36 protein-coding genes and 1 pseudogene are annotated in these 22,245 nt (G+C 41.5%); all 37 read right to left on the minus strand.

Going from position 1 to position 22,245, the window contains the following annotated elements; all coding sequences use genetic code 11:
- Positions 1-62 precede the first annotated feature (62 nt).
- Positions 63-755, minus strand: coding sequence for a histidine phosphatase family protein (locus HT736_RS04040; protein ID WP_119946700.1), 693 nt, complete (start codon positions 753-755; stop codon positions 63-65).
- A gap of 244 nt (positions 756-999) precedes the next feature.
- On the minus strand, positions 1,000-2,337 hold the full coding sequence (locus tag HT736_RS04045; protein ID WP_119941692.1) for a PFL family protein: 1,338 nt from the start codon (positions 2,335-2,337) through the stop codon (positions 1,000-1,002).
- A gap of 9 nt (positions 2,338-2,346) precedes the next feature.
- Positions 2,347-2,613: an ACT domain-containing protein gene (locus HT736_RS04050; RefSeq protein ID WP_119946701.1), complete on the minus strand. Its 267-nt coding sequence runs from the start codon at positions 2,611-2,613 to the stop codon at positions 2,347-2,349.
- Between the two features lie 264 nt (positions 2,614-2,877).
- A complete protein-coding gene (rplQ, locus tag HT736_RS04055) occupies positions 2,878-3,264 on the minus strand; it encodes a 50S ribosomal protein L17 (RefSeq protein WP_000331493.1) in 387 nt (128 codons plus the stop codon).
- A gap of 11 nt (positions 3,265-3,275) precedes the next feature.
- Positions 3,276-4,211 (minus strand): DNA-directed RNA polymerase subunit alpha, encoded by a 936-nt coding sequence (locus HT736_RS04060; protein ID WP_000568988.1) that lies wholly within the window; start codon positions 4,209-4,211, stop codon positions 3,276-3,278.
- Positions 4,212-4,253: 42 nt separating this feature from the next.
- Positions 4,254-4,637 carry a 30S ribosomal protein S11 gene (rpsK, locus tag HT736_RS04065; protein WP_001118385.1) on the minus strand — a complete coding sequence of 128 codons (384 nt, stop codon included), beginning with the start codon at positions 4,635-4,637 and terminating at the stop codon, positions 4,254-4,256.
- 17 nt (positions 4,638-4,654) lie between these two features.
- Positions 4,655-5,020: a 30S ribosomal protein S13 gene (gene rpsM, locus HT736_RS04070; protein ID WP_000090781.1), complete on the minus strand. Its 366-nt coding sequence runs from the start codon at positions 5,018-5,020 to the stop codon at positions 4,655-4,657.
- A gap of 17 nt (positions 5,021-5,037) precedes the next feature.
- Positions 5,038-5,154, minus strand: a complete 117-nt coding sequence (gene rpmJ, locus HT736_RS04075; RefSeq protein WP_001808836.1) for a 50S ribosomal protein L36 — start codon at positions 5,152-5,154, stop codon at positions 5,038-5,040.
- Between the two features lie 24 nt (positions 5,155-5,178).
- Positions 5,179-5,397: a translation initiation factor IF-1 gene (gene infA, locus HT736_RS04080; RefSeq protein ID WP_001029883.1), complete on the minus strand. Its 219-nt coding sequence runs from the start codon at positions 5,395-5,397 to the stop codon at positions 5,179-5,181.
- A 116-nt stretch (positions 5,398-5,513) separates the two neighbouring features.
- Entirely contained in the window at positions 5,514-6,152 is a 639-nt protein-coding gene (locus HT736_RS04085) for an adenylate kinase (protein WP_001050436.1), read from the minus strand.
- 204 nt (positions 6,153-6,356) lie between these two features.
- The gene (secY, locus tag HT736_RS04090; RefSeq protein ID WP_000465393.1) at positions 6,357-7,667 is read right to left on the minus strand and encodes a preprotein translocase subunit SecY; all 1,311 of its coding nucleotides are present in this window, start codon (positions 7,665-7,667) and stop codon (positions 6,357-6,359) included.
- A 12-nt stretch (positions 7,668-7,679) separates the two neighbouring features.
- Positions 7,680-8,120 carry a 50S ribosomal protein L15 gene (rplO, locus tag HT736_RS04095; RefSeq protein ID WP_000766086.1) on the minus strand — a complete coding sequence of 147 codons (441 nt, stop codon included), beginning with the start codon at positions 8,118-8,120 and terminating at the stop codon, positions 7,680-7,682.
- Positions 8,121-8,264: 144 nt separating this feature from the next.
- A complete protein-coding gene (gene rpmD / locus HT736_RS04100; RefSeq protein WP_000057241.1) occupies positions 8,265-8,447 on the minus strand; it encodes a 50S ribosomal protein L30 in 183 nt (60 codons plus the stop codon).
- 13 nt (positions 8,448-8,460) lie between these two features.
- Positions 8,461-8,955 carry a 30S ribosomal protein S5 gene (gene rpsE, locus HT736_RS04105; RefSeq protein ID WP_000874202.1) on the minus strand — a complete coding sequence of 165 codons (495 nt, stop codon included), beginning with the start codon at positions 8,953-8,955 and terminating at the stop codon, positions 8,461-8,463.
- Positions 8,956-8,972: 17 nt separating this feature from the next.
- Positions 8,973-9,329, minus strand: coding sequence for a 50S ribosomal protein L18 (gene rplR, locus HT736_RS04110; protein WP_000624044.1), 357 nt, complete (start codon positions 9,327-9,329; stop codon positions 8,973-8,975).
- A gap of 83 nt (positions 9,330-9,412) precedes the next feature.
- Complete coding sequence (gene rplF / locus HT736_RS04115) at positions 9,413-9,949, minus strand: 50S ribosomal protein L6 (RefSeq protein WP_000086622.1); 537 nt, start codon at positions 9,947-9,949, stop codon at positions 9,413-9,415.
- A 225-nt stretch (positions 9,950-10,174) separates the two neighbouring features.
- The gene (gene rpsH, locus HT736_RS04120; protein ID WP_000245503.1) at positions 10,175-10,573 is read right to left on the minus strand and encodes a 30S ribosomal protein S8; all 399 of its coding nucleotides are present in this window, start codon (positions 10,571-10,573) and stop codon (positions 10,175-10,177) included.
- Positions 10,574-10,858: 285 nt separating this feature from the next.
- The gene (rpsN, locus tag HT736_RS04125; protein ID WP_001085703.1) at positions 10,859-11,128 is read right to left on the minus strand and encodes a 30S ribosomal protein S14; all 270 of its coding nucleotides are present in this window, start codon (positions 11,126-11,128) and stop codon (positions 10,859-10,861) included.
- A 17-nt stretch (positions 11,129-11,145) separates the two neighbouring features.
- Positions 11,146-11,688 carry a 50S ribosomal protein L5 gene (gene rplE / locus HT736_RS04130; RefSeq protein ID WP_000013542.1) on the minus strand — a complete coding sequence of 181 codons (543 nt, stop codon included), beginning with the start codon at positions 11,686-11,688 and terminating at the stop codon, positions 11,146-11,148.
- Between the two features lie 23 nt (positions 11,689-11,711).
- Complete coding sequence (gene rplX / locus HT736_RS04135; RefSeq protein ID WP_000497691.1) at positions 11,712-12,017, minus strand: 50S ribosomal protein L24; 306 nt, start codon at positions 12,015-12,017, stop codon at positions 11,712-11,714.
- A 182-nt stretch (positions 12,018-12,199) separates the two neighbouring features.
- Positions 12,200-12,568: a 50S ribosomal protein L14 gene (rplN, locus tag HT736_RS04140; RefSeq protein WP_000616545.1), complete on the minus strand. Its 369-nt coding sequence runs from the start codon at positions 12,566-12,568 to the stop codon at positions 12,200-12,202.
- Between the two features lie 25 nt (positions 12,569-12,593).
- Positions 12,594-12,854, minus strand: coding sequence for a 30S ribosomal protein S17 (rpsQ, locus tag HT736_RS04145; RefSeq protein ID WP_000440801.1), 261 nt, complete (start codon positions 12,852-12,854; stop codon positions 12,594-12,596).
- A 24-nt stretch (positions 12,855-12,878) separates the two neighbouring features.
- Complete coding sequence (gene rpmC, locus HT736_RS04150; protein WP_000772918.1) at positions 12,879-13,085, minus strand: 50S ribosomal protein L29; 207 nt, start codon at positions 13,083-13,085, stop codon at positions 12,879-12,881.
- 9 nt (positions 13,086-13,094) lie between these two features.
- Positions 13,095-13,508 carry a 50S ribosomal protein L16 gene (rplP, locus tag HT736_RS04155; protein WP_000960946.1) on the minus strand — a complete coding sequence of 138 codons (414 nt, stop codon included), beginning with the start codon at positions 13,506-13,508 and terminating at the stop codon, positions 13,095-13,097.
- Positions 13,509-13,511: 3 nt separating this feature from the next.
- Entirely contained in the window at positions 13,512-14,165 is a 654-nt protein-coding gene (gene rpsC / locus HT736_RS04160; protein ID WP_000529936.1) for a 30S ribosomal protein S3, read from the minus strand.
- Positions 14,166-14,177: 12 nt separating this feature from the next.
- Positions 14,178-14,522 carry a 50S ribosomal protein L22 gene (gene rplV, locus HT736_RS04165; RefSeq protein WP_000818137.1) on the minus strand — a complete coding sequence of 115 codons (345 nt, stop codon included), beginning with the start codon at positions 14,520-14,522 and terminating at the stop codon, positions 14,178-14,180.
- Between the two features lie 11 nt (positions 14,523-14,533).
- Positions 14,534-14,815: a 30S ribosomal protein S19 gene (gene rpsS, locus HT736_RS04170; RefSeq protein ID WP_000533766.1), complete on the minus strand. Its 282-nt coding sequence runs from the start codon at positions 14,813-14,815 to the stop codon at positions 14,534-14,536.
- A 103-nt stretch (positions 14,816-14,918) separates the two neighbouring features.
- Entirely contained in the window at positions 14,919-15,752 is an 834-nt protein-coding gene (rplB, locus tag HT736_RS04175) for a 50S ribosomal protein L2 (RefSeq protein WP_000512910.1), read from the minus strand.
- A gap of 17 nt (positions 15,753-15,769) precedes the next feature.
- The gene (locus HT736_RS04180) at positions 15,770-16,066 is read right to left on the minus strand and encodes a 50S ribosomal protein L23 (protein ID WP_001055347.1); all 297 of its coding nucleotides are present in this window, start codon (positions 16,064-16,066) and stop codon (positions 15,770-15,772) included.
- Positions 16,066-16,689, minus strand: coding sequence for a 50S ribosomal protein L4 (gene rplD, locus HT736_RS04185; protein ID WP_000024554.1), 624 nt, complete (start codon positions 16,687-16,689; stop codon positions 16,066-16,068). Before rplD ends, HT736_RS04180 begins: the two co-directional genes overlap by 1 nt.
- A 24-nt stretch (positions 16,690-16,713) precedes the next feature.
- The gene (rplC, locus tag HT736_RS04190) at positions 16,714-17,340 is read right to left on the minus strand and encodes a 50S ribosomal protein L3 (protein WP_000160203.1); all 627 of its coding nucleotides are present in this window, start codon (positions 17,338-17,340) and stop codon (positions 16,714-16,716) included.
- Between the two features lie 216 nt (positions 17,341-17,556).
- Complete coding sequence (gene rpsJ, locus HT736_RS04195) at positions 17,557-17,865, minus strand: 30S ribosomal protein S10 (RefSeq protein WP_001284513.1); 309 nt, start codon at positions 17,863-17,865, stop codon at positions 17,557-17,559.
- A 253-nt stretch (positions 17,866-18,118) separates the two neighbouring features.
- Positions 18,119-18,736 carry a phosphoribulokinase gene (locus tag HT736_RS04200; RefSeq protein ID WP_000725982.1) on the minus strand — a complete coding sequence of 206 codons (618 nt, stop codon included), beginning with the start codon at positions 18,734-18,736 and terminating at the stop codon, positions 18,119-18,121.
- On the minus strand, positions 18,733-19,323 hold the full coding sequence (gene nrdG / locus HT736_RS04205) for an anaerobic ribonucleoside-triphosphate reductase activating protein (protein WP_001064218.1): 591 nt from the start codon (positions 19,321-19,323) through the stop codon (positions 18,733-18,735). Before nrdG ends, HT736_RS04200 begins: the two co-directional genes overlap by 4 nt.
- A pseudogene (locus HT736_RS04210) lies at positions 19,316-19,823 on the minus strand (GNAT family N-acetyltransferase). The gene nrdG and the pseudogene HT736_RS04210 overlap by 8 nt, the downstream one beginning before the upstream one ends.
- A 43-nt stretch (positions 19,824-19,866) precedes the next feature.
- On the minus strand, positions 19,867-20,007 hold the full coding sequence (locus HT736_RS04215; protein ID WP_000521621.1) for a hypothetical protein: 141 nt from the start codon (positions 20,005-20,007) through the stop codon (positions 19,867-19,869).
- 11 nt (positions 20,008-20,018) lie between these two features.
- Positions 20,019-22,226, minus strand: a complete 2,208-nt coding sequence (gene nrdD / locus HT736_RS04220) for an anaerobic ribonucleoside-triphosphate reductase (RefSeq protein ID WP_172930780.1) — start codon at positions 22,224-22,226, stop codon at positions 20,019-20,021.
- Positions 22,227-22,245 lie beyond the last annotated feature (19 nt).

Here is a 22,245-nt window from a genome sequence, read left to right on the forward strand (position 1 = left end):
GTCAGTAACCATATCTACGACAAGACGACGTTGACGCGGTTTAAAGAGATTTTCGAAGAGTATTAAATAGAGGTCTCTTCCATCTTCTCCCATCCTAGCTCTCGGTAACTACAGTCACCAACAACCTCTACGCTAAACTGGCCGTCCTCATATTCAAGGATCGTCACGCTACCATTATCAAGACCATGTGGATGCATACCATTGATCAGATAAACAATGGTTCCAATGGTCATTCCGTGGCTGACGACAAGGGCATTGCCCCCACCTTGTTCTTCCATTTCCTTGGCAATCGCTTCAAAGCCTTCCTTGATTCGACCACTGAGTTTTTCCCAGCCCTCAGCCCAACCAGCTGTATCAACCTCTACCAAGCCCTCAGCCAGTTCAGCATAAGACAATTGGTGAACGTGATCCACATTAAAGATACGAGGAATAATGCCCATGAAAAGATCGCCATCGTAAGCTCCGTCAAAGCTACCAAAACACCATTCTCTGATACGCTTGTCCATGCGATAAGGGATTTTTCCCTGCAAGCCAAGTTCATCAAGGATAATTCCCATTGTCTGAATAGTGCGACCAGAATCACTCGAATAAGCACGCTCAAACTGCAGACCAGATTCTCGCAAACCGATTCCTAACTCTTGAATCCCTCGTTCACCTTCAGCTGTTAAGGGAGTATCGCTCCAACCTTGCGCGCGACCAATCGTGTTAAACATGGTCTTGCCATGACGTACCAAATACAATCGTACTTTTACCATTTTCCGTCCTCCGTTTGCTTCTATTATATCATGGATGATAAAACAAAAGCCACCCAGACAGGCGACTTTTGCAGGAGATTATTATGAAAAAGTTTAGGAGTTCTATTAAATAAAGATATTAGATGAAAATCAAATTCAAACTAAATCAGTATTATCTGTTTCAAATAATATTAGGAGGTCTTTATTTAATGATTATAGTATACACATCCAACCTTAAATAGAGCTTAAAATTTCTCCTATTTTCTTAATTTTTAAAACTATGAATTGGTGCTGGGATTTGTCCTCCACGAGAGATGAAATCAACAGACGAAGCTCCATTGACTTTCATAACAGGTGCAGTTCCTAATAGGCCACCAAACTCAATCATATCGCCTTCTTTTCCTTTTGGAATGATACGAACAGCTGTTGTTTTCATGTTAATGACACCAATGGCAGCCTCATCCGCAATCATAGCCGCAATGGTTTCAACAGGTGTATCTTCTGGGATGGCAATCATATCCAAACCAACAGAACAGATAGCCGTCATAGCTTCTAGTTTTTCCAAATTAAGAGAGCCATTTTGCACTGCAGCAATCATTCCCTCATCCTCGGAAACAGGAATAAAGGCACCAGACAAACCACCAACTTGGTTGCAGGCCATCACTCCACCCTTTTTAACTTGGTCATTCAAGAGAGCCAAGGCAGCCGTCGTTCCATGCGTACCAACTGTTTCTAGCCCCATTTCTTCAAGGACACGTGCAACAGAATCTCCAACCGCAGGAGTTGGCGCCAAACTCAAGTCCACAATACCAAACTCCACACCCAGTCTCTCACTGGCCATTTGACCAACCAATTGACCGATCCGAGTGATTTTAAAGGCAGTCTTCTTGACCGTTTCTGCTACTACGTCAAAGCTCTCTCCACGAACTTTTTCCAGGGCACGTTTCACCACACCAGGACCAGAAACTCCGACATTGATGATAACATCTGCCTCCCCAACACCATGGAAGGCACCCGCCATAAATGGATTGTCCTCAACAGCATTAGCGAATACAACCAACTTAGCTGCCCCCATATCAGATAGAGTTGCCGTTTCCTTGATAACACGTCCCATATCTGCGACAGCCGTCATATTGATACCAGACTTGGTTGAGCCGATATTGACTGACGAGCATACCTTGTCCGTTTCAGCCAAAGCACGAGGAATAGAATTGATGAGAATCTCATCTCCCTTTTGATAACCTTTTTGTACCAAGGCAGAGAAACCACCAATAAAGTCCACTCCAATCTCTTTCGCAGCCTTATCAAGCGCTTTTGCCAGAACCACGTAGTCCGTCGCATCTGTCGCTGCTCCAATTAGAGAAATAGGTGTCACCGATACACGCTTATTAACGATAGGAATTCCCAACTCAGCCGCAATTTCATCGCCAACAGCCACTAAATTAGCTGCCTTGGTCCTAATCTTTTGATAAATTTTCTCCGCAGCACGATTGATATCTGGATCAATACAGTCCAAAAGGGAAATCCCCATGGTAATAGTTCTGATATCGAAGTTTTGCTCCTCAATCATGGCAATAGTTTCAGTAACTTGTCTAATATCCATGATAACCTCCTAGATATTATACATAGCTTCGAAAATCGCTGCACTCTGAATATTAATTTTCACATTCAAAGTTTGCCCAAAAGCTTCAAATTCATTACGAAGATAAGTGAAATCTTGCTTTTCATCACTAGAGACGACAGCCATCATCGTGAAATATTCATCCAAGACAGTTTGAGAGATATCGTCTATGTTCAAACCCATTTCTGCAATTTTACCAGAAACACTTGCAACAATTCCAGATTTATCTTTACCAACAACAGTTATAATCGCTTTCATAAGCAAACTCCAATTCTTCTTAAAATAGGAAACCTGAACATTAAACAGGATTCTTTTCAAATAGTATAGCATAATTCCAACTAAAATACTCAAAAACGCCTGCTTACGAAGTTGTTCTTAAGCAAAAAACAATTTCGTAAACAAGCGTCTACTATCCCAACTTATGATGAGTGTTCCCGCTAGGACCGAAATCCTAGCGGTAGACCAGAGCTAGACTAAGAGCACAAGACTCCATCATCATAACACTCAACAAAATTGATGATTTTATACTAATTCGATGATCGCCATTGGCGCTGCATCACCACGACGTGGTTCAGTTTTAAGGATACGAGTGTATCCACCGTTACGTTCAGCATAACGAGGTGCGATTTCTGAGAACAATTTTTGAAGTGCTGTAGTAGAAGTGTACTTATCAGTTGCTTCATCATAGTTTTCAGATGCGATTTCATTACGTACGAAAGCAGCTGCTTGACGACGTGCATGCAAATCACCACGTTTACCTAGAGTAATCATTTTTTCAACAGTTTTACGGATTTCTTTAGCACGAGCTTCAGTTGTCACGATTGATTCATTGATCAAAAGGTCAGTTGTCAAATCGCGAAGCATTGCTTTACGTTGTGAGCTAGTGCGTCCTAGTTTACGGTAAGCCATGTATTCCTCCTTTATTTATCTTTTAATCCAAGACCCAAATCAATGAGTTTGAGTTTCACTTCTTCCAAACTCTTGCGTCCAAGATTTCGTACTTTCATCATCTCTGCTTCAGATTTTTCTGTCAAATCATGCACAGTATTGATACCGGCACGTTTCAAACAGTTGTATGAACGCACAGACAAGTCCAGTTCCTCAATCGTACGATCCAAAATACGGTCGTCAGATTCAGTATCAGCTTCTTTCATCACTTCAGTTGACTTAGCAATTTCAGTAAGATTTGTAAACAAATCAAGATGTTCTGTCAAAATACGTGCTGAAAGCCCTAAAGCATCTTCTGGAATAATTGTTCCATTTGTCAAGATTTCAAGGGTTAATTTATCAAATCCATCATTGCTACCTACACGAGCAGGTTCCACTTGATAGTTGACTTTTGTAACTGGTGTATAAATAGAGTCTACAGCAAGTGTTCCAACTGGTGCATTATCCTTTTTATTTTCATCAGCAGGTACATATCCACGACCACTGTTAACAGTCATAGTCGCTTTTAGAGAAGAACCTTCACCGATTGTAAAGAGATAATGATCTGGATTTACAATTTCAATATCGCTATCTGTCAAAATGTCACCAGCTGTTACTTCAGCAGGACCTTCAACATCTAGTTCGATGATTTTTTCGTCTTCAACGTACGATTTCACTGCAATTCCTTTAATGTTCAGAATGATTTGCATCACGTCTTCACGAACACCTGGAACTGTGTCAAACTCATGTAACACACCATCAATATTGATAGATGTCACAGCTGCTCCTGGTAGAGAAGCTAGAAGTACACGACGAAGAGAGTTACCAAGAGTTGTACCGTAGCCACGTTCAAGTGGTTCGATTACAAACTTGCCATAATCTTTATTTTCATCAATTTTTGTTATATTTGGTTTTTCAAACTCGATCATTTAGTTACTCCCTCTTAAACGAAAAGCAGTGTAATGCGATGATTATACACGGCGACGTTTTGGAGGACGAGCACCATTGTGTGGCACTGGAGTCACATCACGAATTGCTGTTACTTCAAGACCAGCGGCAGCAAGCGCACGAATAGCTGACTCACGACCAGAACCTGGACCTTTTACAGTAACTTCAACTGATTTAAGACCGTGTTCTTGTGCAGATTTAGCAGCAGCTTCAGAAGCCATTTGGGCAGCGAATGGTGTAGATTTACGAGAACCTTTGAAACCAAGAGCACCAGCTGATGACCAAGCAATTGCATTACCATGCACATCAGTAATCATAACAATAGTGTTATTAAATGTAGCGTGAATATGAGCAATACCAGATTCGATATTCTTTTTCACACGACGTTTACGTGTTGGTTTAGCCAAGACTTTTACCTCCTATATTATTTTTTCTTACCAGCAATCGCAACAGCTTTACCTTTACGAGTGCGAGCGTTGTTTTTAGTGTTTTGTCCACGGACAGGAAGTCCACGACGGTGACGGATACCACGGTATGAACCGATTTCCATCAAACGTTTGATGTTCAAGTTTACTTCACGACGAAGGTCACCTTCAACTTTGATTGCATCCACTTCACGACGGATAGCATCTTCTTGATCTGATGTAAGATCACGTACACGAACATCTTCTGAGATTCCAGCAGCAGCCAAAATTTTCTTAGATGTTGCAAGTCCGATACCATAAACATAAGTCAATGAGATTACTACGCGTTTGTCATTTGGAATATCAACTCCAGCAATACGAGCCATGTTTTCTCCTTTCTATCTTATCCTTGACGTTGTTTGTGTTTTGGATTTGCTGGGCAAATTACCATAACACGACCATTACGACGAATAACTTTACAGTATTCGCAAATTGGTTTGACCGATGGTCTTACTTTCATTTCTTATCCCTCCAAGTTTTTCGATTATTTAAAGCGGTAAGTGATACGCCCACGTGTCAAGTCATATGGACTCATTTCGACAGTAACACGATCTCCCGCTAAAATACGAATATAGTTTTTACGAATTTTACCAGAAACTGTTGCTAAAATCTGATGTCCATTTTCAAGTTCAACCGTAAACATTGCATTCGGCATTGTATCAACTACTTTGCCTTCAACTTCAATCACATCGTCTTTTGCCACGCAAAAGCACCTCCATAAATTTCGATTCGATGCCTCTAGACACAGAGACAACAATTATAAGTCAGACTATCTCAGTATAACATTTGTAGCGGATTTTTGCAAGTGTGAAAAACGCTTTATTTCAAATTTGTCAATACTTTTTCGATATCTGAGAAGACATCATTGATATCCTGATTACCTTCGATGTCATGAACCAAGCCTTTGGCACGGTAGTGAGCAATGATTGGTTCCCCTTGAGCAATATTCACATCCAAACGACGTTTGACTGTCTCAGGCTTATCATCTTCACGTTGGTAGTAATCTTCTTCTTTATAGTCAACTGGTGGGTTAAAGACCTTGTGGAAAGTTTCTCCAGTTACGCGATGGATGATACGGCCACTCAAACGTTCCAAGAGGCTATCTGGATTCACTTCGATGTTGATAACACCTTCTAGTTCGATGCCAAGTTCAGCCAATGTTTTGTCCAAGGCATGAGCTTGTTCGATTGTACGTGGGTAACCATCCAATAAGAATCCTGTTTCTTTAATATCATCTTGTGAAAGACGTTCTTTTACGATCCCATTTGTAACTTCGTCAGGAACCAATTCACCCTTGTCAATATATGACTTAGCAAGAACACCCATTTCAGTTTGATTTGCCATTGCAGCGCGGAACATATCACCTGTTGAGATATGTGCAACATGGAATTGTTCTACGATTTTTGCTGCTTGAGTTCCCTTACCTGCACCAGGTAAGCCCATAATCAAAAGATTCATGATCTGATCTCCTTATTTTATTTTTAAATAGAAGCAAAAAGTCTTTTCACCCCTATTTAAAAACAAAATAGAAGAGGGGAGACCAAACTCTCACAAATGTTAGAGTTTAAACCTCCACTCCCTCAGCATTTACTGCTTCATACTCAATGAAAATCNNGCTGACGTGGTTTGAATTTGATTTTCGAAGAGTATCAGTAAATACTTTTATTCTGTTCTGTCCATGAAACCAACATACTTACGTTTCAATAGGTAACCTTCCAATTGTTTGATTCCTTCGATACCTGTAGAAATAATGATCAAGAGACTTGTTCCACCAAAGGCAACAACATCAGAAAGACCAAATACATCTTTAGCTGCAATCGGTAAAATGGAAATCACACCAAGGAAGAGGGAACCAACCGTTGCAAGACGACGAAGAAGTTTAGACATATATTCTTCTGTACCTTTACCAGGACGAACTCCATGGATATAGGCACCGCTCTTTTGTAGGTTCTCTGCCGCTTTTTCAGGATTAATCTGTACAAACGTATAGAAGAATGTAAAGAGAATAATCAACAAAGCATACATGGCAATACCAGTTGGAGAAGTGGTTGCCAACATCTCTTGTGCTACCCTTACCCAAGCCCAATCATGACCTGTGGCGCTCAAAAACTGAAGAATCGCCGCAGGCGCTGCAGTAATGGAACTGGCAAAGATAACAGGGATAACTCCAGCAGGGTTTACCTTCAATGGAAGGTAAGAGCTAGATGGAGCACCTTGTGCAACCTTAGTATATTGGATTGGAATTTTGTATTCTGCTTGTTGAACATAAGTTGTAAAGTAAATGATCAACAATACAGTAATAATCAAAATGATTACGAAAATGATAGATGAAGTGATCCGGCTACTTGGGACGTTCACAAAGTAGTCCACATAGATGCCCTGAATCATCTCTGGAATTGAGGCAACAATCCCGGCAAAGATAATCATAGAAACACCATTTCCGTATCCCTTATCTGTAATTTGCTCTCCCAACCAAGTGACAATCATACTACCAGCTGTTAAGATGATACCAATCGTCAGAAAAACTTGGGGAGTTAAAGCAGTTTTAATCAATTGAGCTCCAGCCAAGGTATTAAAACCAGCTGTAATCCCGATAGATTGCACAAAGGCTAGACCAAGGGCAATATAACGAGTAGCTTGGTTCAATTTTCTTCGACCTACTTCCCCTTGTTTTCCCCACTCTACAAATTTCGGTAAAATATCCATTTGTAAGAGTTGGACAACGATAGAAGCAGTAATATAGGGACTAACTCCTAGGGCAAAAATCGAAAAGTTTTTTAGGGCATTCCCCGACACCAAGCTCAACATGTTTAAGAAGGATAATCCACTTAAAGCATTCAAGCTATTGGCATTCACACCAGGAACTGTAATGCTAGTTCCGATACGAAAGACCAAAACGATAAAAATTGTAAATAAAATTTTTGATCGAACCTGCTTGACTTTAAGAGCTTCTCTTAATAATTTAAAAAACATAGGTCACCTCTCTTAGATGACTTCTACTGAACCACCTTTAGCAGTGATAGCTTCTTCAGCTGATTTAGAGAATTTAGCTGCTTTCACAGTCAATTTCTTAATCAACTCACCGTTACCAAGAATTTTAATACCTGACTTTTCAGCTTTAACAATTCCTGCTTCGATAAGAACAACTGGAGTTACTTCAGCACCATCTTCAAAGACGTTCAATTGGTCAAGGTTCACAATTGCGTATTCTTTAGCGTTGATGTTAGTGAATCCACGTTTTGGAAGACGACGGAACAATGGAGTTTGTCCACCTTCAAAACCAAGGCGAACTCCGCCACCGCTACGAGCTTTTTGACCTTTTTGACCACGACCAGATGTTTTACCGTTACCTGATGAAGTACCACGACCAACGCGGTTACGTACTTTACGAGAACCTTCTGCAGGTTTCAATTCATGAAGTTTCATTTTTATTTTCTCCTCTTTTGTAAAATGCTAGCGCCGATAAGGGAGAAAAGGTTGTCTCCCCCATCAACTCGCCTATACGACGTCATCATAGATGACTATATCTAGTTTTAGGGGATGGTATAGTGCACATCCCCTAAAAATTCATTAGTTTACTTCTTCAACTGTTACCAAGTGAGATACTGCAGTGATCATACCACGGATAGCAGCGTTATCTTCTTTAATAACAGAGCTGTTCAATTTGCCAAGTCCAAGTGCTACAACAGTTTTACGTTGTGACGGAATGCGTCCGATTGGAGACTTAGTCAAAGTAATTTTAATTTGAGCCATTTTATCCCCTTTCTTATGCCAAATCAGAAACTGAAATACCACGAAGGGCAGCAACTTCTTCAGCGCGTTTCAATTGTTTCAAACCTTCAACAGTTGCACGAACAATGTTGATTGGAGTGTTAGAACCAAGTGATTTAGATGTAATATCTGCCACACCTGCCAATTCCACAACGGCACGAACTGCACCACCAGCGGCAACTCCAGAACCTTCTACAGCAGGTTTCAACAATACTTTAGCTCCACCGAATTCTGAAAGAACTTCGTGTGGGATTGTTGTTCCAACCATAGGAACTTCGATCAAGTTTTTCTTAGCATCATCTACTGCTTTACGGATTGCTTCTGGAACTTCTTGAGCTTTACCAGTACCAAATCCTACGCGACCGTTGTGGTCACCAACAACAACAAGAGCTGCGAAACGAAGACGACGTCCACCTTTAACAACTTTTGTAACACGATTGACAGCAACTACGCGTTCTTCTAATTCAACTGCATTGTCTTTAAATGCCATTTTCTAGTGTCCTCCTATTAGAATTTCAATCCGTTTTCACGAGCTGCATCAGCCAAAGCTTTCACACGTCCGTGATATAGATATCCACCGCGGTCGAACACCACTTCTGAAATACCTTTAGCGTTTGCACGTTCTGCAACGAGTTTACCGACAGCAACAGCTTGTTCAGTTTTAGTTCCTTTTGAAACTTCTTTATCAAGAGTTGAAGCACTTGCGAGCGTTACACCCGCTACGTCATCAATCACTTGAGCGTAGATGCCTGTATTAGAACGGAATACGTTCAAACGTGGGCGATCAGCAGTTCCAGAGAGTTTTCCGCGAACGCGACGGTGGCGTTTTTGGCGGAGTTTGTTTTTATCTGGTTTTGAAATCACAGTTTTCACCTCTTTAGTTTTAAATCGTGTGCTATGCACAAAGTTGGAAAATAGGTTGGTGGTTGAGAATCAACCACTCAACATTATTTACCTGTTTTACCTTCTTTACGGCGAACGAATTCACCAACGTAACGGATACCTTTACCTTTATATGGTTCTGGTGAACGAAGGCTACGTACGTAAGCAGCTGTTTGTCCAACTACTTCTTTTGAAATTCCGCTAACAACGATTGTTGTTGGGTTTGGAAGTTCAAAAGTAATTCCTTCTGGAGCTTCAACTTCGTCTGGGTGAGATTTACCAACAGCCAAAACAAGTTTAGATCCTTGAAGTTGTGCACGGTAACCAACCCCACGCATTTCAAGTTCTTTCTTGAATCCTTCTGATACACCAACAACCATGTTGTTCAAAAGGGCACGAGTAGTTCCGTGGATAGTTTTCATTTCTTTTGAATCGTTTGGACGGTGAAGGGTTACTTCAGTACCTTCCACACGGATTTCAATATCTTTTGAGAACTCACGAGTAAGTTCTCCTTTAGGTCCTTTTACAGTTACAAGGTTGTCATTGTTAGTGATTTCAACACCAGCAGGCAACACGATAACTTTATTACCAATACGTGACATGTTTATTTTCTCCTGTTAAATTGTCAGGCCAGAACGGCCAGTTTTCACGGGGTTCAGATACTTATTTAGTTCAAGAGCTGAACTGAACACGCTCTAACGAGCTTTGTATCTTGATTTGAGTTCGAGCTAAGAATTTGGTGAAAAAGATAAGTTTGTCTTGGAGCATCGCTCCTGCTACAAACTTCCTATTTTCACTGCATTCTTTTAACGCTCTCACATCATCAATTACCAAACGTAAGCGATAACCTCACCACCAACATTCTTTTGGCGTGCTTCTTTATCAGTAAGCAAACCTTCAGAAGTTGAAAGGATAGCAATTCCAAGTCCGTTAAGAACTTTTGGAAGGTCTTCACGTTTTTTGTAGACACGAAGTCCTGGTTTAGAAATACGTTTCAAGTTAGTGATAACTTTTTCACCGTTTGGTCCGTATTTAAGAAATACACGGATGATGCCTTGTTTGTCATCTTCGATGATTTCAACGTTTTTTACAAAACCTTCGCGTTTAAGGATTTCAGCAATCCCTTTTTTGATGTTTGATGCAGGTACTTCAAGTACTTCGTGTTTAGCTTGGTTAGCGTTACGAATACGAGTTAGGAAGTCTGCGATTGGGTCAGTCATAACCATTTTGTTTTTCTCCTCTTACTAGTAGTTTGCAAGTTGCACTTGCTAGTTAATACATGATACAAAGAGCGTAACAGCAAGAGCAAAAATAGGCAATTTGATGCAGGAGCGATGCTCCAAAGAAAATTGGTCTTTTTTTGCCAAAGCTGTAGCTCGTGTTCAAATTGGCTAGCCCAACTGAACCCGGGCTAAACTCTGTGTGAAAAAGATAAACTTTCCTAGAAACCTCAGTTTCTTCGTCAAGTTTCCTATTTTCACTTAGAGTTTTGACGCCCTTGATATCTTAAATTACCAAGATGCTTTTGTTACACCAGGAATTTGACCTTTATGCGCAAGTTCGCGAAAAGCGATACGACTCAGACCAAATTTGCGGTAAACTGAATGTGGGCGCCCCGTAACTCTACAACGATTATGTAAACGAGTCGGTGAGGCGTTGCGAGGTAATTTAGATAAACCTTCATAGTCCCCTGCTGCCTTTAATGCAGCACGTTTTTCAGCATAACGGTCAACAATTTTTTGGCGTTTAGCCTCTCTAGCTACCATTGATTTTTTAGCCATTAGATTTACCTCCTATATTATTTTGCAAAAGGCATTCCAAGGCCTGTAAGCAATGCACGTGACTCTTCGTCAGTGTTAGCAGTTGTTACGATAACAATGTCAAGACCACGAGTTTTGTCAACGTCATCGAAGTTGATTTCTGGGAAAATCAATTGTTCTTTCACACCAAGTGTATAGTTTCCGCGTCCATCAAATGATTTTGTTGGAACACCGTGGAAGTCACGTACACGTGGAAGTGAAACTGAAACCAATTTATCCAAGAATTCGTACATCCGTTCACCACGAAGGGTAACTTTTGCACCGATCGCAACACCTTCACGAAGACGGAAGCCGGCGATTGATTTTTTAGCTTTAGTGATAAGTGGTTTTTGACCTGAGATAAGTGCCAATTCTTCAGCAGCTTTTTCAAGGCTTTTAGCGTTTGATACAGCTTCACCAACACCCATGTTCAAAACGATCTTATCTACTTTAGGCACAGCCATCACTGATGAGTAGTTGAATTGTTCTGTCAAAGCAGGAACTACTTCATTAAGATATTTTTCTTTTAAACGATTTGCCATTATACTTCTCCTTTCCTTCGTGATTAATCAAGCACTTCGCCTGATTTTTTGTTGTAGCGAACTTTTTTACCGTCTACAAATTTGTAACCAACACGACCAGCTACACCATTTTTGTCCAAAACTTGAACGTTTGATACATGGATAGCTGCTTCTTTCTCGATGATACCACCTTGAGGAAGCTCGTTAGTTGGACGTTGGTGTTTCTTAACGATGTTAACACCTTCAACGATAACTTTGTTTACTTTTGGAAGGGCAGTAAGGACAACAGCTTCTGTTCCCTTATCTTTACCAGCGATTACGCGAACTTTGTCGCCTTTTTTTACAAACATTAGGTTTCTCCTTGATTTTTCTTACGCCCATAAGGGCACCCTAGCTTGAAGCTAGGGGACTAGTTTGTTTGTTTTTGCTCTTCGAAAATCAAAGCAATCCTTCGTCAGTTTCAACTCACCTAACTTAAGTTATGCTTTCGTTTTACTTCCTAGACTTGTTTTAATTTTCTTTGAGCAACCAATTAAAGTACTTCTGGAGCAAGTGACACGATCTTCATGAAGCCACCTTCACGCAATTCACGTGCAACTGGGCCAAAGATACGTGTTCCGCGAGGAGTTTTGTCTTCACGGATGATAACTGCTGCGTTTTCGTCAAATTTGATGTATGAACCATCAGCACGACGAGCACCTGATTTAGTACGAACGATAACTGCTTTAACAACGTCACCTTTTTTAACCGCACCACCAGGAGTAGCTTGTTTTACAGATGCCACAATAACATCACCGATGTTTGCAAATTTACGTCCTGAACCACCAAGAACTTTGATAGTCAAGATTTCGCGAGCACCGCTGTTGTCTGCGACTTTCAAACGAGTTTCTGTTTGAATCATTTCAGTTTTCTCCTTTCAGGTTTGATTAGATGATGACCGCTTCTTCAACAACTTCTACAAGACGGAAACGTTTTGTAGCTGAAAGCGGACGAGTTTCCATGATACGTACGATATCGCCTTCTTTGGCAACATTGTTTTCATCATGAGCTTTGTATTTTTTAGAGTAGTTAATACGTTTACCATAGACTGGGTGGTTACGTTTTGTTTCAACTACAACTGTGATTGTCTTGTCCATTTTGTCAGATACAACACGTCCAACAAGAACTTTACGATTATTGCGTTCCATTGAAATTTCTCCTTCCCTAGTCTATTATTTCGCTTCAGATTGAACTGTTTTGATACGAGCGATTTGTTTTTTAACTTCTTTCAAGCGAGCTGTTTGTTCCAATTGACCAGTAGCAGCTTGGAAACGAAGTTCAAACAATTCTTTTTTCAATTCGTTTTCGCGCTTCGCGAGTTCTTCTTGAGAAAGACCACGAAGTTCTTTAACAAATTCTTTTACTTCATTAAGTTTCATGCCTTCTCCTTATTCTGCTTCACGTTTTACGAATTTACATTTAACTGGCAATTTGTGGCTAGCAAGACGAAGCGCTTCGCGTGCGATCTCTTCAGATACACCAGCAATTTCGAACATCACTTTACCACGTTTAACTGGTGCTACCCAACCTTCAGGTGCCCCTTTACCAGATCCCATACGCACACCGATAGCTTTAGCAGTGTATGATTTGTGTGGGAAGATTTTAATCCAAACTTTACCACCACGTTTCATGTAACGAGTCATGGCGATACGAGCAGCTTCGATTTGGCGGTTAGTGATCCAGTGGCTAGTTGTAGCTTGAAGACCGTATTCACCGAATGCTACTTCTTTTCCACCTTTTGCTTCACCGCGCATTTTTCCACGGAATTCACGACGGTGTTTAACACGTTTAGGTACTAACATTGGTTATTTACCTCCTTTAGTGTTTTTGCGAGCTGGAAGAACTTCACCACGGTAAATCCATACTTTAACACCAAGTTTACCGTATGTAGTATCTGCTTCTTCCCAAGCGTAATCGATATCTGCACGAAGTGTGTGAAGTGGAACAGTTCCTTCAGAGTATCCTTCAGCACGGGCGATATCTGCACCGTTCAAGCGACCTGATACTTGAGTTTTAATTCCTTTAGCTCCAGCACGCATTGCACGTTGGATTGCTTGTTTTTGTGCACGACGGAAAGCAACACGTTGCTCCAATTGACGAGCAATTCCTTCACCTACAAGGTGAGCATCCAAATCAGGTTGTTTGATTTCGATGATGTTGATGTGTACTTGTTTTCCAGTCAATTTGTTAAGTTTTGCACGGAGTGCATCAACGTTAGCACCACCTTTACCGATAACCATACCTGGTTTAGCAGTGTGAAGTGAAACGTTAACTTTGTTTACTGCGCGTTCGATTTCAATAGTTGAAACTGCTGCGTCAGCAAGTTCTTTTTGAACGAATTTACGGATTGCAAGATCTTCATGAAGGTAATCCGCGTATTCTTTTTCAGCATACCATTTGGCATCCCAATCACGGATGATGCCGACACGCATACCAATTGGATGTACTTTTTGACCCACGATTTTACCTCCTTATTTTTCTGCAACAGCTACAGTGATGTGAGCTGTACGTTTGTTGATTGGTGAAGCTGAACCTTTCGCACGTGGACGGAAACGTTTCATAGTTGGTCCTTCGTTTGCGAATGCTTCAGATACTACCAAATTAGCTTTATCCAAACCAAAGTTGTTTTCAGCGTTAGCTACAGCTGAGTTCAAAACTTTCAAGATGATTTCAGCAGCTTTGTTTGGAGTGAATGTCAAGATTGCGATTGCATCGGCTACGCTTTTACCACGGATGTTATCAAGAACAAGACGTGATTTACGAGGTGAAACACGTACTGTACGAGCCATTGCTTTAGCTGAAGTAATTTCTGCCATTTATGTTCTCCTTATTTTCTACGTGTTTTCTTGTCGTCTGCAGCGTGACCTTTGTAAGTACGAGTTGGTGCAAATTCACCAAGTTTGTGACCTACCATGTCTTCTTGGATGTAAACAGGTACGTGTTTACGTCCGTCATAAACTGCAATAGTGTAACCAATAAAACTTGGGAAGATCGTTGAACGACGTGACCAAGTTTTAATAACTTTTTTCTTTTCGTCGTTAGCTTGAGCTTCAACTTTTTTCATCAAATGCTCATCGACGAAAGGTCCTTTTTTAAGACTGCGTCCCATTTTTATATTTTCTCCTTTAAATGTTGTACCACAGCGGCTTGCGCTCACATGGAGCGCTACCGAGCTGGCGGATTTACTAGTTGCTTAAGCGACTAGTTTAATATTATTTCTCGTTGCGACGACGAACGATAAGTTTGTCAGATTTCGCTTTCTTGTTACGAGTTTTAAGACCAAGAGCAGGTTTGCCCCATGGAGTAGATGGTGCTTTACGACCAACTGGTGCTTTACCTTCACCACCACCGTGTGGGTGATCGTTAGGGTTCATTACAGAACCACGAACTGTTGGGCGGATACCTTTCCAACGGCTACGTCCTGCTTTACCAAGGTTTACAAGTCCGTGTTGTTCGTTTCCGACAACACCAACTGTAGCACGGCAAGTTCCAAGAATCATACGAACTTCACCTGATTGAAGACGAACAAGAACGTATTTACCTTCTTGACCCAATACTTGAGCAGATGCTCCAGCAGCACGTACCAATTCACCACCACGACCTGGTTTCAATTCGATGTTGTGGATCAAAGTACCAACTGGGATGTTAGCAAGTGGAAGAGCGTTTCCGACTTTGATATCTGCTTCTGGACCTGAAACGATACGTTGACCTACTTCAAGACCTTTTGGAGCGATGATGTATGCTTTCACACCGTCAGTGTAGTGTACAAGAGCGATGTTTGCAGAACGGTTTGGATCGTACTCGATTGTTTTAACAACCGCTTCAACGTTGTCTTTGTTACGTTTGAAGTCAACCAAACGGTAGAAACGTTTGTGTCCACCACCTTGGTGACGAACAGTGATACGACCGTTGTTGTTACGACCAGCCTTGCTCTTCAATGCAACAAGCAATGATTTTTCAGGAGTGCTTGTTGTGATTTCAGCGAAATCCAAAGAAGTCATATTACGGCGACCGTTTGTTGTTGGTTTATAAACACGAATTCCCACGATATTTCCTCCTTAGATTATTCAGCTTCAGCAGCAAACAACTCGATTGCTTTTGAATCAGCTGTAAGTGTGATGATAGCTTTTTTAGTTTTGTTAGTAAAACCAGTGTAACGTCCAACACGTTTAGCTTTTGGTTTTACGTTGATTGTGTTAACATTTGCAACTTTAACGCCTTCGAAAGCAGCTTCAACAGCTTGCTTGATCAAAAGTTTGTGTGCACGAGTGTCAACTTCAAATACATATTTTCCTGCTTCAAGTTGAGCCATTGAGCTTTCAGTGATGACAGGTTTTTTGATAACATCATACAAATTCATTATGCAAGAACCTCCTCGATTTTAGAGATAGCTGCTTGAGTAACAAGAAGTTTGTCACTATTTGCGATGTCAAGAACACTTGCAGTTGTGGCAGTCGCAACTTTCACGTTTGGAAGGTTACGAGCTGAGAGAGCTGCGAATTCGTTTCCTTCTTCAAGAATAACAAGGACTTTAGAATCGATGCTCAAAGCTGCAAGAACTTTTGCAAATTCAGCAGTTTTTGGAGCTGTAAATTCAAGAGAATCAACGGCTACAAATTTATTTTCAGCAACTTTTTCTGAGTAAACAGATTTAAGCGCAAGGCGACGAACTTTTTGAGGAAGTTTGTACGCATAGCTACGTGGAGTTGGTCCGAAGACGATTCCACCACCACGCCATTGTGGAGAGCGGATAGAACCTTGACGAGCACGTCCAGTTCCTTTTTGACGCCATGGTTTGCGTCCGCCACCTGAAACAGCTGAGCGGTTTTTAACTGCGTGAGTTCCTTGACGAAGGCTTGCGCGTTGGCTGATGATTACATCAAACACAACAGATTGGTTTGGTTCGATACCAAATACTGCATCGTTAAGAACAACTTCGCCCGCTTGTTTACCAGTTTGGTCGAATAATGTTACATTTGCCATTTTGACTGTATTCCCCTTTCCTTATTATTTACCAGCTTTAACTGCTGATTTGATAGTGATAAGAGATTTCTTAGCACCTGGTACGTTACCTTTGATAAGGATAACGTTCTTTTCTGGAACAACTTGTACAACTTCAAGGTTTTGAATTGTTACGCGGTCGCCACCCATACGTCCTGCAAGGTTTTTACCTTTAAATACGCGGTTAGGTGCAACAGGTCCCATAGAACCTGGACGACGGTGGTAACGAGAACCGTGAGCCATTGGTCCACGTGATTGTCCGTGGCGTTTGATAACACCTTGGAAACCTTTACCTTTAGAAGTACCAGTTACATCAACAACATCTCCAGCTGCGAATGTTTCAACTGTAATTTCAGCACCAACTTCCAAGCCTTCAACGTTTTTGAATTCACGAATGAAGCGCTTAGGAGCCGTGTTAGCTTTCGCTACATGTCCTTTAGCAGGTTTGTTGCTCAATACTTCGCGTTTGTCATCGAAACCAACTTGGATAGCGTTGTATCCGTCTGTTTCAACAGTTTTAACTTGAAGAACAACGTTTGGAGTTGCTTCAATAACTGTTACAGGGAGCAATTCGCCAGCTTCAGTGAAGATTTGAGTCATTCCCACTTTTTTCCCTAAGATTCCTTTTGTCATGAGAAAATAGTTCCTTTTCTATATTTTTTATTCAAAAAGTTTTTAACGAGCGTTTTTTATGCTCAGGTCTAAGATACAAAGGGCGTCAAACTCAAAGTGAAAATAGGAAACTGACGCAGTGTCTAGCAGACACTAGGAAGTTTATCTTTTTCACACCGAGTTTAGCCCGTGTCCAATTAGATTGAAACACCAGCCTCTGCTCTTTTATATTTTAGATTAAAGTTTGATTTCTACGTTTACACCACTTGGAAGATCCAATTTCATCAAAGCATCAACTGTTTTTTGAGTTGGGTTAACGATATCGATCAAACGTTTGTGTGTACGCATTTCAAATTGTTCGCGAGAGTCTTTATATTTGTGAGTCGCACGAATGATTGTGTAGAGGCTACGTTCAGTTGGAAGTGGGATTGGACCCGCAACTTGTGCACCTGTACGAGTAGCTGATTCTACGATTTTTGCAGCCGCTGTATCAAGCGTACGGTGTTCGTAAGCTTTCAAACGGATACGGATTTTTTTGTTTGCCATCTTTTTCTCCTTTTCGTCTATTTAAGATAATAGGCTAGCTCCACAAGAAAACCGACGCGGTGTTGCGTGGCAATGCAACCGAGCGTGTCGCAACCTCTTGCATCAAAGCTAAAGCTGTAATTTACAGCACCATAATAGAATAACACAAAGCCCCTGCGATTGCAAGGGATTTGTTGCTGTTTTTTCGTTTTTTTACGATGAAACTGTTTTCCTATTTTTTCTTTTTAAAATTAGGGATTTTCTTCCATATAAGTTAAGTCCTCTTGACATCAAATTTACCTTCTGATTGGTCCACTAGAATGTCCGCCCTTGACTCAGTTTCTTTATAGTATCGCAGATACTGCTCCCGTCTCATCTGATGGCTAGCCAATATAAAGGATGCATCGCGATTTCTCACAGTCGTATCTCTAGCTAGGCGCCGCCTTAATTCGGTCTCCTCATCCGTGTAGAAACAGATGGTTTTGTCAAAGAGTTCTTTGGGTAAAAAGCCAACAGACATCCCTTCGACAATCAGAATTGGCTTTGCTCCAGACAAGACCTCACTAGCCTTCCAAGGTTCTTCAATTGTTAAGACATCCATACCTGCCTGCATTGCGTGAATATCTCTCCGCAAACTCTCCAGTTCATGCGCCACTGGCAGACTGGCTGTCACCTTTTGATTCGGCGCGTCCTTGGGTACTACCAGATGGCGTCCTGAGGTGATATAAGGATCTGTCTCTAGCAAATTTACTGTAGTAGAATCTAAAGCTTGGTACAATTCCTGTGCAAAGGTTAATTTACCTGAAGCTCCATGACCGTATATTCCCAGTGTCCTGACTTTCCCCGTCTCGATCTCTGAGACTAGTTGGTCTACTAAGTCTTTTTTCTTCATTCTCTCTTCACCTGTTCATAGCTTTCTTTTCCGTCATTGAGCTTGTCCCAAATCACTACTTGCCCACTTTTGAGCGATTTTTGCACATCGATAATTCGTTGGTTAGACGAACCTCGAAACTGGAGCATAAGATTTCTCTTAGTTCGATCATATCTTCCATCGACAAGAAGGTCAATCAGTGACAAGAGTTCCAGTTTATCTGGAGTTTCCAACATCATTTCTTCCCAAGTGTAGCCGGTCCAGGACCAGATGTCCTTGTCTGGCAATTCCTTCCGAATCCGCTTAACAAGTGGCAAGAGAATCCCAGTATTAAGAAAAGGCTCCCCTCCCAGCAAAGTCAAACCTTGAACATAGGGCTGAGCAAGATCTGCCATAATCTGCTCTTCTAATTCTGCTGTATAGGGAATACCAGCATTAAAAGACCAAGTCGCAACATTATAACATCCCTCGCAGTGAAACATACAGCCTGATACATAGAGAGAGTTGCGCACGCCTTCGCCGTCCACAAAGTTAAAGGCCTTGTAGTCAATGATACGACCTTGACTAAGTTCCTCGCTTTTCCATTCTTGTGGTTTTGGATTATTCATTCGCTACCTCTATCCAATAACGCTCGACTCCATTGCGAGCATCCTCAAATATTCCACCATTTGCTAGAATGACTGCTCTGCTAGCAGGATTATTCACACTACAGGTCACCAGAGCTTTCTTGATGTTCTTTTCCTTAGCAACTTGCAAGCCCTGACGGAGAGTCTCTTTTGCATAACCTTTGCCTCTTTCTGATGGACGGATGGAGTAGCCAATGTGGCCAGCATAATTCAGTAACCCCTCATTCAGTCTCAATCGCAGATTCAAAAATCCTAGAGCACAACCTGATTCACCAAACAATACGAACTGTATCGATGGAACGCGATTTTCAGGTAGCCATATTCCCATTTCTTTATTACGGTTACCTTCTAGCCACTCCTCGTAAGAAAAATCCTCAACATCCCCAAAGCCCCTCATCATGGACTGATTGGCTCTTTTCAAACTCTGCCATCATCTCTAAAACTGTTTCTTTATCTGCCAATATTGGTCTGCGTAGTTCCATCCTTACCTCCCACTAAGAGAAAAGCGAGAGCTGACTCTCACTTTTATTTTTTCTTGTTCTTATTTAAAAATTGTTCTCTGAGGCTGAGCAAACGTTCTTTTTTACCAGCTCCACCCTTAGAATGTTTCTCGTGATAACGGGTCACTTGTGCACGCCCCTTATCGTCTAATTGATATTTTCCCATTTCATTTCTTTCTAATTTGTTACTTGATGCCCAGCTATTTTAATCGTTGAGCCATTCATGTGTTTGACACGCGCAGCGATTTCCTTGTGACGTCCATTGACCATAGGTCTCGCTTGAGGATTACCTAAATAGCCACAAGTCCGTTTAACAACGTCTACTGTTTTAGGGTCGCTATTCCCACAGTTTGGACAAGCAAATCCTCTCTCAGTTGGTTCAAAATCCCCTTCAAAGTCACACTTGTAGCAACGGTCTATTGGAGTATTGGTCCCAAGATAGCCCACACGGTCATAAGCATAATCCCAGACAGCTTCCAAGGCTTTAGGATTTTGCTGGAGGACTGGATACTCACAATAATGGATGAAACCACCTGACGCACCCGCTTCTGGATAGACTTTCTCAAAGTCCAATTTTTCAAACGGTGTTGGATTTTTACGAACATCGTAGTGGAAAGAGTTGGTGTAGTATTCCTTGTCTGTGATATCAGGAATAGAGCCAAACTTGTCTGTATCTAATCGACAGAAACGGTCTGTCAAGCTTTCGGACGGTGTTGAGTAGATAGAGAAATGATAACCATATTGGTCTGACCACTCTTCTACACGGCGTTTCATATCTCGAATGATGTCTAGCGTGAATTCCTTGGCTTCTGGATTGTGTTCCCAGCTATTTCCAAAGAAAACTGTCGCTACTTCATACAAGCCGATATAGCCCAGCGAAACTGTCGCACGACGATTCTTAAAGAGCTGGTCAACACTCTCTTCTTTACCTAGACGATGGCCAAAAGCACCGTACTGATAAAGAATAGGAGCATTTGCCGGTGTCGCTTCCTTGGTTCGTTCGACACGGTAAACCAGAGCATCTTCTGCGATATTCATCCGCTCGTTGAAGATTTCCCAGAACTTGGTCATATCACCTTCAGACTCGAGAGCAATACGAGGCAGGTTAACCGTCACAACACCCAGATTCATGCGACCTGAATTAACTTCTATACCATTCTCATCCTTCCATCCTTGAAGGAAAGAACGGCAGCCCATAGGAACCTTGAAGGATCCTGTCAAGTCAACAATCTTATCGTAAGATAAAACGTCTGGATACATCCGTTTGGTTGCACACTCAAGAGCCAACTGCTTAATGTCGTAGTTGGGAGTCCCTTCTTCCAAGTTAAGTCCTCTTTTAAGCGTGAAGATAAGTTTAGGGAAGATAGCTGTGCGGTGTTCTGAACCAAGTCCCTTGATTCGGATGTTCAAGATAGCTTTTTGAATTTCCCGCTCAAAACGATTGGTTCCTAGACCAAAACCGAGCGAAGTAAAAGGTGTTTGTCCATTTGAAGTGAAGAGGGTGTTGATTTCATACTCAAGAGATTGCATGGCATCGTAGATGTCCTTTTGCGTTTTCTTCCAAGCGTAATCTTCCCGTTTTTCAGGCAAGACCCACTCTTCTGCATCTTTGAGATGTTTTTGATAGTTCTTCTCTGCATAAGGCGCCAGGATTTCATCGATACGGTCAGCTGAACAGCCACCGTACTGGCTAGAAGCAACGTTGGCGATGATTTGAGAAATCTGTGCTGTCGCAGTCTGGATAGACTTGGGACTTTCTACCTCTGCATTTCCAATCTTAAAACCATTTTCCAACATCCCCTTGAAATCAATCAAACAGCAGTTGGTCATAGGGGTATAGGGACTGTAGTCCAAATCGTGATAGTGAATATCCCCCTTTTGGTGGGCATTGCCTACGTGCTTGGGAAGCATTTGCAGTCCGATTGATTTCCCAACAATGCCTGCTGTCAAATCACGCTGGGTATTAAAGACATCGCTGTCTTTATTGGCATTTTCATTGACAACTGCCTGATCTTTATTAAGAAGCTTATGAATACTAAAGTTGATATCTGTAGCTTTTGATCGCTCAAAATCCCTCTGCGTCCGATAAGTAATATACTCCTCAGCCAGCGCATATTCTTTGGCTTCAAGGAGTTCATGTTCTACGATATTTTGAATTTCATAAATCTTCACTCCCTTTGGAAAGCGACTATGAATTTCTGTGACAATTCGCTCGGTCAGAGCATTGAGGCGTTTTTCGACCAAGGGTGTCACATCCATAACCTTGTCTGCCGCCTTGTGGAGAGTCTTGTCAATCTTGTCCACATCAAATACAACACGTCTCCCATCTCGTTTCTCGACGAAGAGAGTTGGCAAAATTGTAATTTTTTCTTCTAGTGCAATCATATGCATGCTCTTTTCTAAA

It is taken from the genome of Streptococcus sp. 339 (assembly GCF_013277285.1).
GTDB lineage: Bacteria > Bacillota > Bacilli > Lactobacillales > Streptococcaceae > Streptococcus > Streptococcus pseudopneumoniae.